Consider the following 13,194-nt stretch of genomic DNA (forward strand, 5'->3'; position numbering starts at 1 on the left):
CTTTCGATAAAGCTCCGAACGATAGCTGCAAGCCCGCGTCGCCTTGTGCATGGTCACATCTCCTTCTTGTGGAGAGTTTCTGCCCGCGCTCCATGCCAAAAGCGTCCCGCACCTTGCGGTCAAAGCAATATGGCGCAAAAAGCGGGTACATGCGTGTCGCCAAACAGATAATTGCCCTCCTTGCAGCTCTTTTCGCATTGGTAGCGGCGCCTGTCGCCATGGCCGATCCGGCGGACATCAGCGCGGCAAGCCGTTCCGTGGTTCGCGTGGTGATCATTGAAAGCGACGGCGATCGCGCCCGGCTGATTACCCATGGCACGGGATTCGCCGTGACCCCGAACCTGATCGTCACCAATGCCCATGTCGTCGAGGAGCTCCGCGGAGACGACACTCTCATCGCCGGTGTCGTCCCCGCCGAGGGCCGCAACGGATATCCGGCCAAGCTGGTCGCCTATTCGCCCGGCAATGACCTTGCCCTGCTGCGCATCGAAGGTGGCGGCACCCTTACGCCAATCACGCTCTTTCCCGGTGCACCAACCGATGGCTCGGAGGTCTATGCCGTCGGCTATCCCGGCAACGTCGATCTGGCGCAAGGCTTGTCGATGGCCGATCTCGTCACGCCGCAGGAAGCGGTCAAGACACGCGGCTATCTGTCCGGGGGCCGCTCCTCGCGGTCATTCGATACCCTCTTGCACACGGCCCCCCTTGGATCGGGAAATTCGGGCGGCCCGCTGCTCGATTCCTGCGGCCGCGTCATCGGCGTCAATTCCTTCGGCACGGTCAGCGACAACAGCACCGATTCGTCCTTCTACTTCGCCATTTCGATGCGCGAGCTTTCAGCCTTCCTGCTCCGCGCCAAGGTGGACGTGCATAGCAGTGGCCTGCCCTGTCGCTCGATAGCGGATCTGGACCGCGCCGAAGCGCAACGCGCAGCCGGAGAACAGGCCCGCATGGCTGCCGAACGCGAAGCACGCGCGCAAGCCAGCCAGCAGCAGTTCGAAACTGCGCGGCGCGAGGCTGAAATGGCAGTGCTTTCCGAGCGTGACAACGGCATGGCCCTGGCCGCCCTGCTGCTCGTCGGCGCGCTCGGCGTTGGCGGTTGGGGCATGGTCCAGGCCTCACGGCGGCGCGGAAAATTTCAGCGCAAGCACGTCTTTGGTGCTGCGGCGCTGCTTGCGTCCGCTATCGCAGTATGGTTCCTGCGCCCGTCGCTCGCATCAATAGATAGCCGCGCACGGGAAAACCTCGAACAACCCCAGGCGTCTTCCAGCAGTTCGGCAGCGGCACTCGATCGCCCTGGCTCAGGACGCATGATCTGCGTGCTCGATCCCGAACGCAGCCGCGTCACCGTTTCCGATATCACCGATGTTCCGATCGAATGGACCGAAACTGGCTGCATGAACGGAAAGACGCAGTACGGCCTCGCCAACGATGGCTGGAGCCGAATCCTTGTGCCGAACGGCGAGGAAACGATCTCGGTGAATTCGTATGATCCACAATCCCGGACCTACACCGTGGAACGGTTTCTCGTGGGTCTGGATGCCATGACCGAGGCCCGCGCTGCACGCGCCAGGCTCAATGCGCCCGCATGCGGCGCCGGTGAAGAAGCCGCCCGCCAGTTCGGCCAGAACCAGCAGTCCATCAAGGCACTGCTTCCTCCCGAACCCAATGAGCGCATGCGCTACAACTGCCAGCCTCAGCCCTGAGACCTGCCGATCGGACGTCGATCGAGGAAATCACGATCATACCTATGCACAAGAAGCCAAGTCGCATCTTGTCATATGGGCCTGACGTTGCTAGGCGCGCCCCGTCTGCAGGCCACCCGGTGTTCATCGCCGGGTAATGGTCTGCCTCGGCTTATCCTGGATGAAGGAACTTCGGCGCGTGGAGATTTCCAGCGGCATTACGGCCAGCCTGTCAGGGCGTTACGCCTCGGCATTGTTCGATCTGGCCAATGAACAGAGCTTCGTTTCGGCGGTCGAAAGCGATCTCGAGAAGCTCGATGCTGCACTGCGCGAATCGGCTGACCTCAAGGGCCTGATCAGCAACCCGCAGCTTGGCCGCGATGCAGCCGGCCGCGCAATGGATTCGGTTGCCGGCCTGCTCGGTCTTGGCGACCTTACGAAGAAGTTCCTCGGCGTGCTCGCTTCGAACCGCCGCCTCTCGGCCCTGCCCGACGTGATCCGCGCCTTCGGCCAGATCGCTGCCGCCCATCGCGGCGAAGTCAGCGCCGAAGTCGCCAGCGCTCACCCGCTCGACGATGCACAGATCGCAGCCCTCACTGAAAAGCTGAAGGCCCGTACCGGCAAGTCGATCAAGCTCAAGACCAGCGTCGATCCCGAAATCCTTGGTGGCCTCGTCGTCAAGATCGGCAGCCAGATGATCGACAGCTCGATCCGCACCCGTCTCAATTCTCTCGCCCAGGCGATGAAGGCCTAACGGCCCGCACAGGTTCCAGGAAGGACAGAACATGGAAATCCGCGCCGCTGAAATCTCGAAGGTCATCAAGGACCAGATCGCCAGCTTCGGCACCGACGCCCAGGTCTCGGAAGTCGGGTCGGTTCTCTCGGTGGGTGACGGTATCGCCCGCATCCACGGTCTCGACAAGGTCCAGGCCGGCGAGATGGTCGAATTCGCCAATGGCGTTAAGGGCATGGCCCTGAACCTCGAAGCCGATAACGTCGGCGTCGTGATCTTCGGCTCGGACGCCGAAATCAAGGAAGGCGATGTCGTCAAGCGCACCGGCACCATCGTCGACGTTCCCGTCGGCAAGGGCCTGCTCGGCCGCGTAGTCGATGCTCTGGGCAACCCGATCGATGGCAAGGGCCCGATCGTCGACGCCACCCGCACCCGCGTCGAAGTCAAGGCTCCGGGCATCATCCCGCGCAAGTCGGTGCATGAACCCGTGCAGACCGGCCTCAAGGCGATTGACGCTCTCGTACCCGTCGGCCGTGGTCAGCGCGAATTGATCATCGGTGACCGTCAGACCGGCAAGACCGCCGTCGCGATCGACACCTTCATCAACCAGAAGGCCGTCAACGCCGGCACCGACGAAGGCAAGAAGCTCTACTGCATCTACGTCGCCGTGGGTCAGAAGCGCTCGACCGTCGCGCAGATCGTCCGCCAGCTCGAAGAGAACGGCGCGATGGAATACTCCATCGTCATCGCCGCCACCGCTTCGGAACCGGCTCCGCTCCAGTACCTCGCGCCCTACACCGGTGCGACCATGGGCGAATTCTTCCGCGACAACGGCATGCACGCCGTGATCGTGTACGACGACCTTTCCAAGCAGGCCGTTGCCTATCGCCAGATGTCGCTGCTGCTCCGTCGCCCGCCGGGCCGCGAAGCTTACCCCGGCGACGTGTTCTACCTCCACAGCCGCCTGCTCGAGCGCGCCGCGAAGATGAACGACGAGAACGGCGCTGGATCGCTCACCGCTCTGCCGATCATCGAAACCCAGGCGGGCGACGTGTCGGCCTATATCCCGACCAACGTGATCTCGATCACCGACGGCCAGATCTTCCTTGAAACCGGCCTGTTCTACCAGGGCATTCGTCCGGCCATCAACGTCGGTCTGTCGGTGTCGCGCGTCGGCTCGTCGGCACAGACCAAGGCGATGAAGAAGGTTGCCGGATCGATCAAGCTCGAGCTCGCCCAGTACCGCGAAATGGCGGCCTTCGCCCAGTTCGGTTCGGATCTGGATGCTTCGACCCAGAAGCTCCTCAACCGCGGTGCACGCCTGACCGAGCTGCTCAAGCAGCCGCAGTTCTCGCCGCTCGGCTTCGAAGAGCAGACTGCGGTGATCTTCGCCGGTACCCAGGGCTACCTCGACAGCGTGCCGGTGAACCGTGTCACCGAGTATGAAGCCGAACTGCTCAGCTTCCTGCGCACGCAGCACGCTGACCTGCTCGGCCTGATCCGCGACACCAAGGACCTTGGCGACGAAGCCAAGGGCAAGCTGGTCGCGGCGCTCGACGCTTTCGCCAAGCAGTTCGCCTAAGTCTTTGAAGTCAACGCCACCCCGTCCAGCGCGGCGGGGTGACGGATCAAGGGAGCCGTCATGGCCTCGCTGAAGGAACTCAAGGGCCGGATCAACTCGGTCAAGTCGACCCAGAAGATCACCAAGGCCAAGCAGATGGTCGCGGCGGCCAAGCTGCGCAAGGCGCAGGCGGCTGCCGAAGCCGCGCGCCCCTATGCCAGCCGCCTCGCGGAAGTCATGGGCAGCCTCGCTGCCAAGGTCGCGGGCCAGGACAACGGTCCGCTGCTTATGCGCGGCACCGGCTCCGACCAGCGTCACCTCCTTGTCGTGGTCAACACCGACAAGGGCCTGTGCGGTGGTCTGAACTCGAACATCGTCAAGGAAGCCAAGCTGCAGGCGCGCGCGCTTGAAGCCGCGGGCAAGACGGTGTCGTTCTACCTCGTCGGAAAGAAGGGCCGCGCCCCGATCCGCCGTGACTATCCGAACGGCATCGCCGCCGGATACGATACTGGCAACGTGCGCACGCCCGGCTTCGATGAAGCCAGCGCGATCGCTCGCGAACTCCTCGAGATGTTCGAAGCCGGCAAGTTCGACGTTGCGCACCTCGTCGCGCCGGAGTTCAAGAACGCGCTGACCCAGCTGCCGGTCACCACGCAGATCATCCCGGTCCCCGCCCCCACCAACACCGTCGCTATCGATGCTGTGGTGGAATACGAGCCGGGCGAGGAGGAAATCCTCGAGGAACTGCTGCCGCGCTACGTCACCACGCAGCTCTTCGGTGCCCTGCTTGAGCGTGAAGCCTCGGAACAGGGCGCGTCGATGACCGCGATGGACAACGCGACGCGCAATGCGGGCGAGCTGATCAACAAGCTCACCATCCAGTACAACCGCAGCCGCCAGGCCGCGATCACCACCGAACTCATCGAAATCATCGCTGGCGCCGAAGCGCTCTGACGACGACATAGAAGGCAAGGAAACAACAATGGCCACCGCAGCAGCTACCGGCAAGATCAGCCAGGTCATCGGCGCCGTCGTCGACGTCGCGTTCGACGGCGAACTCCCCGCCATTCTCTCGGCGCTCGAAACCGACAACAACGGCAACCGCCTCGTTCTCGAAGTCGCGCAGCACCTCGGCGAGAACACCGTTCGCACCATCGCGATGGACTCGACGGACGGCCTGACCCGCGGCCAGCCCGTGACCAACACCGGCGCGCAGATCTCGGTGCCGGTCGGCCCCAAGACCCTCGGCCGCATCATGAACGTCGTTGGCGATCCGATCGACGAGCGTGGTCCGGTTGGCGCCGAGCAGACCGCTCCGATCCACGCCAAGGCTCCGGAATTCATCGAGCAGTCGACCGAAGCCGCGATCCTCGTGACCGGCATCAAGGTCATCGACCTTCTCGCTCCTTACGCCAAGGGCGGCAAGATCGGCCTGTTCGGCGGCGCAGGCGTGGGCAAGACGGTTCTCATTCAGGAACTGATCAACAACATCGCCAAGGGCCACGGCGGCGTGTCGGTCTTCGCGGGCGTCGGTGAACGCACCCGCGAGGGTAACGACCTCTACCACGAGTTCCTCGACGCTGGCGTTATCGCCAAGGATGCCGACGGCAACCCGACCCCCGATGGTTCGAAGGTGGCTCTCGTGTTCGGACAGATGAACGAACCGCCGGGCGCCCGCGCTCGCGTCGCTCTGTCGGGTCTGACCATGGCCGAGTACTTCCGCGACCAGGAAGGCCAGGACGTTCTGTTCTTCGTCGACAACATCTTCCGCTTCACCCAGGCAGGTTCGGAAGTGTCGGCACTGCTCGGCCGCATTCCTTCGGCGGTGGGCTACCAGCCGACGCTCGCGACCGACATGGGCGCGCTGCAGGAGCGCATCACCTCCACCACCAAGGGTTCGATCACCTCGGTGCAGGCGATCTACGTTCCCGCCGACGACCTTACCGACCCGGCTCCGGCCACCTCGTTCGCCCACTTGGACGCAACGACCACGCTGAACCGCGCGATCTCGGAGCTCGGCATCTATCCGGCGGTCGACCCGCTCGATTCGACCTCGCGCGTGCTGACGCCCGCCGTCGTCGGTGAAGAGCACTACCAGACCGCCCGCCGCGTTCAGGAAACGCTGCAGAAGTACAAGTCGCTGCAGGACATCATCGCGATCCTCGGGATGGATGAGCTTTCGGAAGAAGACAAGCTCACCGTCGCCCGCGCCCGCAAGATCCAGCGCTTCCTGTCGCAGCCGTTCCACGTCGCCGAAGTGTTCACCGGCATCTCGGGCAAGTTCGTCCAGGTCGAAGACACCGTGCGTTCGTTCAAGGCTGTCGTCGACGGCGAGTACGACCACCTTCCCGAAGCCGCGTTCTACATGGTTGGCGGCATCGACGAAGCGGTCGAAAAGGCCAAGAAGCTGGCTGCTGAAGCCTGATTGAGCTAGCTCCCCGGGCTGGCCCCGGGGAGACCGAAAGGCAAGAGATGTCGCTCCACTTCGAACTCGTCACCCCGGCCCGCCTCGTCCGTTCGGAAGAGGTCCACATGGTTGTCGTTCCTGGCACCGACGGTGAATTCGGCGTGCTGGAAGGCCACGCGCCTTTCATGTCCACGGTCAAGGACGGGACGATCAAGGTCTACAAGTCTGCAGGTTCGGCACCTGAAGAGATCACGGTCCAGGGCGGCTTCGCGGAAGTCGGCGCCAAGGGCCTGACGGTTCTCGCCGAACACGTCGAAGGCTGATTTGCCTTGACCGACACGCAAGGGGGCTGGTCCGCAAGGACCGGCCCCTTTCGTTTTTGCAGAACCGAACCCGGTCGTATGTGTCACATACATTTTTTGCGCAATTCAGCATTCCGAACTTTTCAAGCACGCGAAAATAGGGCAAAGCGACTCCACATCCGCGAAATCGCATCGGGAGAGCCAAGAAACCATGTCCCAGACCCTCGAACAGGTCATCCAGAATGCCGGTGACCTCGTAAACTTCGTCCGCAACCAGCAGGTCGGCCCCAACGTCTATCCCGGTGTTCCGGCAGAATACTCGAACTGGCGCAACGAACAGTGGGCGTGGGCGCACTCGGCGGTGCTCTACAACCAGTCGTACCATATGGTCGATCTGGCGGTTAAGGGGCCTGACGCCTTCAAGATGCTCGAACACCTCGGCGTCAACTCGTTCAAGAACTTCCAGCCTGATCGCGCCAAGCAGTTCGTACCGGTGACGCCCGACGGCTACGTCATCGGCGACGTGATCCTGTTCTACCTCGACGAAAACCACTTCAACCTCGTCGGCCGCGCACCGACGATCGAGTGGGTCGAATACCACGCTGCTTCGGGCAACTGGAACGTCACGGTGGAGCGCGACGAACGCTGGGCGATGCGCACCGATGGCAAACGCAATTCGTACCGTTTCCAGGTGCAGGGTCCGAACGCGATGAAGATCATCGAGAAGGCCACCGGGAAGACCGCGCCTGACCTCAAGTTCTTCCACATGACCCGCATGACCATCGGCGGCAAGGAAGTGCGCGCGTTGCGTCATGGCATGGCTGGCCAGCCGGGCTTCGAACTGATGGGCCCGTGGGAAGACTATGGCGCCGTCCACGCCGCGCTGGTCGAGGCCGGCAAGGAATTCCAGATGGCGCTGGTTGGCGGTCGCGCCTACTCGTCCAACACCCTGGAATCGGGCTGGATCCCCTCGCCCTTCCCCGCGATCTACACTGGCGAAGCGCTCCGCCCCTATCGTGAATGGCTCTCCGCCAATTCCTACGAAGCCAAGTGCTCGGTCGGCGGCAGCTACGTGCCCGAAACCATCGAGGGCTACTACACCACGCCGTGGGATCTCGGCTACGGCCCCTTCGTCAAGTTCGACCATGACTTCATCGGCCGTGCCGCGCTCGAAAAGATGGCCGCTGAAGGCAAGCACCGCACCAAGGTCACGCTCGCGCTCGACAACGAAGATGTCATGCGCGTCCAGTCCTCGGCACTGAGCAAGGGCGATCGCGCCAAGTTCATGGAGTACCCGAGCGCGGTCTACTCGATGCACCCGTTCGATCAGGTCCTCGCCGATGGCAAGATGGTCGGCCTTTCCACCTGGATCGGCTACACTGCCAACGAAGGCAAGTTCCTGACCCTCGCGATGATGGAACCGGGCTACGTCGAGCCTGGCACCGAGGTCAGCCTGCTCTGGGGCGAACCCAACGGCGGCACCACCAAGCCGACGGTCGAACCCCACGTCCAGACCGAAATCAAGGCCACCGTTGCTGCAGTGCCCTACTCGGAAGTTGCCCGCGACAGCTACGCCGAAGGCTGGCGCACGAAGAAGTAAGTCTCAAGGCGCAAGCCTGACAGCGAGAGCGCCGGCCCATCCCGACGGGTCCGGCGCTCTTTGCATTGTAGCACTTCCTGCGCTGCTAACGCCTCGTCATCCTGAACTTGTTTCAGGATCCATGTCTAAATGCAGGCAGCCTGGTGAGGGGACGGATGAACCCTGAAACGAGTTCAGGGTGACGGCGGTCGAGGCACAAATTTCGTTTGTGTTACTAACAATATCTGGCAAAGTGCGGGTGACAAGAACCGAGCCAGAAACCCGAGGATGCCATGGCCGCCAACAACACCATTACCTTCTACGACCTCGCCCTTTCCACCGGTGCGACGATCAGCCCGTTCGTCTGGGCGACCAAGTACGCGCTCAAGCACAAGGGCTTCGATCTCGACGTCGTGCCAGGCGGCTTCACCGGCATTCTCGAACGCACCGGCGGCAAGACCGAGCGCCTGCCTGCCATCGTGGATGACGGCGAATGGGTGCTCGATAGCTGGGGCATCGTCGAATACCTCGACGCGAAGTACCCGAATCGCCCTGCCCTGATCCCGCACGAAAGCGTGGCCGTCACGCTCAAGGCGCTTGATCACTGGTTCTGGAACGCTGCCGTCGGCCCTTGGATGTTCTGCTTCTGCGCCGACTACCGCGATCTCTCGGTGCCGGCAGACCACGAATACGTCACCCACAGCCGCGAAAAGATGCTCGGCCGCAAGCTCGAGGATGTGCAGGCCGGCCGCGAAGAGCGCCTGCCCAGGATCAGCGCCGCGCTTGAACCACTGCGCGCGGCGCTCGGCCAGCACGAATGGCTCGGCGGGTCGTCGCCCAACTATGCCGACTTCCGAATCATGGGCGGCATCCTGTTCACCGCATCGGTCTGCAAGACTCCGGTCCTTGCCAACGACGACCCGCTCCGTCCCTGGATCGAACGCTGCCTCGATCTCTACGGCGGCCTCGGGCGTCATCCCGGCCTCTTCCCCCTGTTTGGCCTCGAACAGCGCGAAGGCGATCCGGACCTGTTCAACCGCTCGGCTGGCCAAGGCGGCATCTACAAGCGCAACACCGGCCCGGATTCGACCCGCGCCGAAACCCAGCGCATCACCGAGGGAATGAAGAAATAAAAGGAATGGGCCGGAGCGATCCGGCCCTTACTTCCTGAGCTTGGCCAGCATGTCCCCGAACGTCAGCCGCGTGTCGATCGTGGTATAGACGCGGATCGGACGTCCTTTGGGGTTCGGCCTGCAGGTGCCATCGTCCTGCACCGTAGGCGCAGGCACAACGGCGTAATCGCTCGAAGAAGGGTCAGGCTCGAACGCGGACTGAAGCACCGTCAGCGTGACCAGCGGGCTATCGCCCAAGGCATAGGCTTCGCCCACCTTAAGCCCCATCTTCGCTGCGGCCTCGGACAGTCCGGATATCTGACCCGCCAGCCAAGCCCCGGTCCCGCCATTTTCCTTCATCGCTTGGAGTTCGGCCATCGAGAATAGCATTCGCCGATACGTGTTGCGCGGCACTTGCCATATCGCAACGTCGGAGCGGTTGAAGACGACCTGTGCTGCGGCAACGTCAATTGTTATGTTGTACTCGCCCGGAGATCCACCCGGCACGGGCAGGCCAAGCCCGGGATACTCCGGCCCGCCAATCCACACCAGCGTCAGCCGCTTGGCGATGCGCGGCTCGATCAGCAAGGCTGAAGCAAGATCGGTCAACCCGGCCCCGGCGCAATAGAACAACGGCAGGGGATCGTCCCGCATCGCCTCTGCAATGATCGCATCGACCGCTGCCGAGCGCGCCGGGACGAACGCGGAGACCATCGCTTTCTCCGACCCGACATGGACGGGAACCTTGCCGGTCAGCCCCATGACTCCAAGCAATTCGCGGGCCTTTTTTGCTCCATCCGTTGCCTGATGCTCTGATTTTGCCCAGATTTCATCGACATGAAGATGCGATCCGATGATCGCCCGCACTTCGACCGAAGGCGAGCGCAAGTGGTGCGCCAGCTGAAACAGGCCGTCCGGGTCGCCGGAAAAGTCGTTATCGCAAATCACGCGAAAGCGACGTTGGTCTGCCGAGGCTCGCGCCAGGCCGGGTACGACCACCAGACCTGCAGCGGCGTGCAATAGCCCCAGAAAAGACCTGCGCTTCATCACTTTACCGCTCCTGCCACGCGCAGCAAAAGCTGGCGCACCCGCTCGGCTAGCTGTTCATCAAATCGTACCGCAGGGACCGCCACGCTGAACGCACCGGCAAGCTGCTCGTCGATCCATACCGGGACCGCCATGCCGCATATCCCGACCGTCGCCTCTTCCTGGGCGAGGCTGAAGCCAGTGGCCATGATCTGCGCAAAGTCGGCGCGAAGCTCCCCCTCTGTCGTCCTTGTCTGCGGCGTCAGCTTGGCGCGTTCGGTCTCGGCGAAATAGCGCTCCATCTCGGCCGGCGGCAGCCACGCTGCCATGATCTTGCCGGCGGCCAGTGCATGGAGCGGGCGTCGCGTGCCAGGGTCGACGGCATAGCGCAGCGCCTGATCGCTGGCCTCTGTGACCAGCGCTTCGACTTCCCAGCCACGGCGCACCATGAAAGACGATGTCTCGTTCAACTCGCTGCGGAGGGCGCGGACCAGCGGCGCCACCCGATCCTCAAGCGTCAGTGCCGTTTCAGGGGCTCGCAGCCGCTGCAGGCCCGGCCCCGGCAAATAGCGTCGCCCTTCCCGCGTCAAGTATCCACGTTCGGTCAAGGTGGCGAGCAGATAGGACAGGCTGCTGACCGGAATGGCCAGCGCGCCCGCAATCTCCTGGGCCACCGCGCCCTGCCGATGCGCCACGACGTACTCGATTACGTCGAGCGTCCGCATCGCCGACTTGACGGGGTTGGATGCGGTTGGTGCGTTCACTTGAACGTCAGGCTGCCGCGGCGCTCTGCGAACCGCCAGCCGTCGGCGGTAAGCGCAAAGCGATCGTGGAAAGAGCCGACGAGCGGGGCGCCGTCGCCCGTGAACAGCAGCATGGCGCTGGTGCCGCGTGCAGTCGCCGGCCCTTCAACATCGATGACCACGTTCGAGCAGACATGTCGTGTGGTGCGTGGCGGACGCGCCTTGAACGCGGCGAGGATCGCTTCGCGCCCCACCACTCCCTGATCTGGCGCGGTCGGGCGGTACATGACACCATCCTCGGTATAGAGGGCTGCCACTTCCTCCCAACGCGCCTCGTCGTTCAGGTTGGCATAAAGCGCAACCAGCCGGGCGCAATCATGCTCGGCCGCGCGGCGGTCTTCCGGACTCACAGGCGGCTCGCTGCGATGTCTGCGCCTTCGCGCAGCGACTTGAGCTTGCGCCACGTCACGATCGGATCGAGCTTGCCATAACCGGCAAATGTGCCGAAGCCGCAGTCGGTGCTGGCGACCACGCGGTCCACGCCGACGAAGCTGGCAAAGCGCTCGATGCGCTGGGCGATCAGCTCAGGATGCTCGATGTAGTTCGAGCAGGTGTCGATCAGGCCCGGCGCAAGGATCTTGTGATCCGGCAGCTTCGCGTCCCTCCACACCGTCCATTCGTGTTCGTGGCGCGGGTTGGCGCCTTCGAACAGGATCGTGGCGGGTCGGGCCTTGATCACGATGTCGACCACGCGTTCCAGCGGGATATCATGATCGTGGGGGCCTTCGTAGTTGCCCCAGCAGATGTGCATGCGCATTTTCTCGGGCGGAATGTTGGCTGTCGCCGCGTTCAGCGCTTCGACGTTGGCGGCGGCTACCTTGAGGAAGTCCTCTTCCGACATGTCCTGATAGCCGGTGTGACGGCTCATCGCGAGATCGGGACAATCGAGCTGGAGGTAGAAGCCCGCGTCCACGATCGTCTCGTACTCCTCGCGCATCGCATCGGCGAGGTCGGCGAGGTAAGCTTCGTGGGTGGGATAGTGGCGATTGACCTGGAAGGCGGTGATCAGGCCCGGCGAGGCCGCATTCATGAACGCTTCCGTATCGGGCGCTGCGTGCTTTTCCAGCGCCGCCTTGAAGCGGCGGATATCGTCGTGCAGCGGCTGCAGCGTGACCTTTCGCACCGGCCCGATGCACGAAGCGCGGACGAATTCCTGGCTGCCCATGATCGCCGAGAGCTTCTTCGCAAGATTGGGCACTTCGGCAAGGTCAGCAGCGGGCTTGCGATCGATGTGGCCGCCGAAGCCGGAGAGGCGCTCGATCATGTACGTGGAGTAGCCGACCTTGCCGAGTTCGCCATCGGAGACCACCGAGACTCCGGCATCGACCTGCATTTTCACCGCGGCATCGACGGCGGCCGAAACTTTCGCGTCGAAATCCGCGGCGTCGTAAGGCTCACCCTTGTCCCGGGCGAGGAGCAGAGGCGTCAATTCATCCCCGCGCGGGAGGCTGCCGACGTGGGTTGTCTTGATCTTGGCCATTTCAGTCGCCTCTTCCGCAGTTCATATCCATGAAAAATTCATAGAGAACTTGGCGGGCGAAACAAGGGGAATTGCTGGCTTTTGCGCGGAAACGCCGCGGGAGGGAGTTTACGGGTTTACAGTGTCCTGAGAAAAATGCCGCAACCGCCGCGGGTACACTTCAAGCGGCAGATCAAAGCACTGAGCCATCATTCCCCACGCCAACGACGCTGCCATATTTCCATGCTGTAGGACAGCCCTGCCGATCAGCGGCAACGAATTGACACTGCCTTGAGCCGGAATGGGACAAACGGACAGAACCCCACAATATTCCAGCGAATCCATTCAAGTTGGATCCGTCGTTAGTAACGAATGCAAGACTCTGATTCTAATGGCTTAAGAGTATGAAACACCATCGATCGTGCTGCCTTTTCATACCGAAGGTTAGTAATGCACGCTTGCTGACACAATGGTTAACACAGTTTTAATACTTGTTAACTTCGCGTATACCAAAGTTCGACCCCAAC

The 13,194-nt window shown here is 62.8% G+C and carries 12 protein-coding genes; 8 read left to right on the plus strand and 4 right to left on the minus strand.

Annotated features, from left to right (window positions below; translation table 11 throughout):
• Window positions 1–149 precede the first annotated feature (149 nt).
• From NJ75_RS12675 to NJ75_RS12710, 8 genes are all read left to right on the plus strand, one after another.
• Complete coding sequence (locus tag NJ75_RS12675; protein WP_236727141.1) at window positions 150–1,706, plus strand: S1 family peptidase; 1,557 nt, start codon at window positions 150–152, stop codon at window positions 1,704–1,706.
• A gap of 178 nt (window positions 1,707–1,884) precedes the next feature.
• Window positions 1,885–2,439 carry a F0F1 ATP synthase subunit delta gene (locus tag NJ75_RS12680; protein ID WP_039335249.1) on the plus strand — a complete coding sequence of 185 codons (555 nt, stop codon included), beginning with the start codon at window positions 1,885–1,887 and terminating at the stop codon, window positions 2,437–2,439.
• 31 nt (window positions 2,440–2,470) lie between these two features.
• A complete protein-coding gene (gene atpA, locus NJ75_RS12685; RefSeq protein ID WP_039335058.1) occupies window positions 2,471–4,000 on the plus strand; it encodes a F0F1 ATP synthase subunit alpha in 1,530 nt (509 codons plus the stop codon).
• A gap of 60 nt (window positions 4,001–4,060) precedes the next feature.
• Complete coding sequence (locus tag NJ75_RS12690) at window positions 4,061–4,933, plus strand: F0F1 ATP synthase subunit gamma (protein ID WP_039335060.1); 873 nt, start codon at window positions 4,061–4,063, stop codon at window positions 4,931–4,933.
• Between the two features lie 28 nt (window positions 4,934–4,961).
• Window positions 4,962–6,404, plus strand: coding sequence for a F0F1 ATP synthase subunit beta (atpD, locus tag NJ75_RS12695; RefSeq protein WP_039335064.1), 1,443 nt, complete (start codon window positions 4,962–4,964; stop codon window positions 6,402–6,404).
• Window positions 6,405–6,451: 47 nt separating this feature from the next.
• Window positions 6,452–6,709 (plus strand): ATP synthase F1 subunit epsilon, encoded by a 258-nt coding sequence (locus tag NJ75_RS12700; RefSeq protein ID WP_039335066.1) that lies wholly within the window; start codon window positions 6,452–6,454, stop codon window positions 6,707–6,709.
• A gap of 190 nt (window positions 6,710–6,899) precedes the next feature.
• Window positions 6,900–8,288: a syringate O-demethylase gene (gene desA / locus NJ75_RS12705; RefSeq protein ID WP_039335069.1), complete on the plus strand. Its 1,389-nt coding sequence runs from the start codon at window positions 6,900–6,902 to the stop codon at window positions 8,286–8,288.
• A 272-nt stretch (window positions 8,289–8,560) separates the two neighbouring features.
• Entirely contained in the window at window positions 8,561–9,400 is an 840-nt protein-coding gene (locus NJ75_RS12710) for a beta-etherase (protein WP_039335072.1), read from the plus strand.
• 27 nt (window positions 9,401–9,427) lie between these two features.
• On the opposite strand, the gene NJ75_RS12715 is transcribed toward NJ75_RS12710, so the two are convergent.
• From NJ75_RS12715 to NJ75_RS12730, 4 genes are read right to left on the minus strand one after another with little or no spacing between them, the layout of a single operon-like run.
• The gene (locus tag NJ75_RS12715) at window positions 9,428–10,426 is read right to left on the minus strand and encodes a nucleoside hydrolase (protein ID WP_039335075.1); all 999 of its coding nucleotides are present in this window, start codon (window positions 10,424–10,426) and stop codon (window positions 9,428–9,430) included.
• Window positions 10,426–11,169: an IclR family transcriptional regulator gene (locus tag NJ75_RS12720; RefSeq protein ID WP_039335078.1), complete on the minus strand. Its 744-nt coding sequence runs from the start codon at window positions 11,167–11,169 to the stop codon at window positions 10,426–10,428. Before NJ75_RS12720 ends, NJ75_RS12715 begins: the two co-directional genes overlap by 1 nt.
• The gene (locus NJ75_RS12725) at window positions 11,166–11,558 is read right to left on the minus strand and encodes a nuclear transport factor 2 family protein (protein ID WP_039335081.1); all 393 of its coding nucleotides are present in this window, start codon (window positions 11,556–11,558) and stop codon (window positions 11,166–11,168) included. The genes NJ75_RS12720 and NJ75_RS12725 overlap by 4 nt, the downstream gene beginning before the upstream one ends.
• Window positions 11,555–12,688 carry a cobalamin-independent methionine synthase II family protein gene (locus NJ75_RS12730; protein ID WP_039335084.1) on the minus strand — a complete coding sequence of 378 codons (1,134 nt, stop codon included), beginning with the start codon at window positions 12,686–12,688 and terminating at the stop codon, window positions 11,555–11,557. Before NJ75_RS12730 ends, NJ75_RS12725 begins: the two co-directional genes overlap by 4 nt.
• Between the last annotated feature and the right edge of the window lie 506 nt (window positions 12,689–13,194).

The organism is Novosphingobium subterraneum, assembly GCF_000807925.1.
GTDB classification, from domain to species: domain Bacteria; phylum Pseudomonadota; class Alphaproteobacteria; order Sphingomonadales; family Sphingomonadaceae; genus Novosphingobium; species Novosphingobium subterraneum.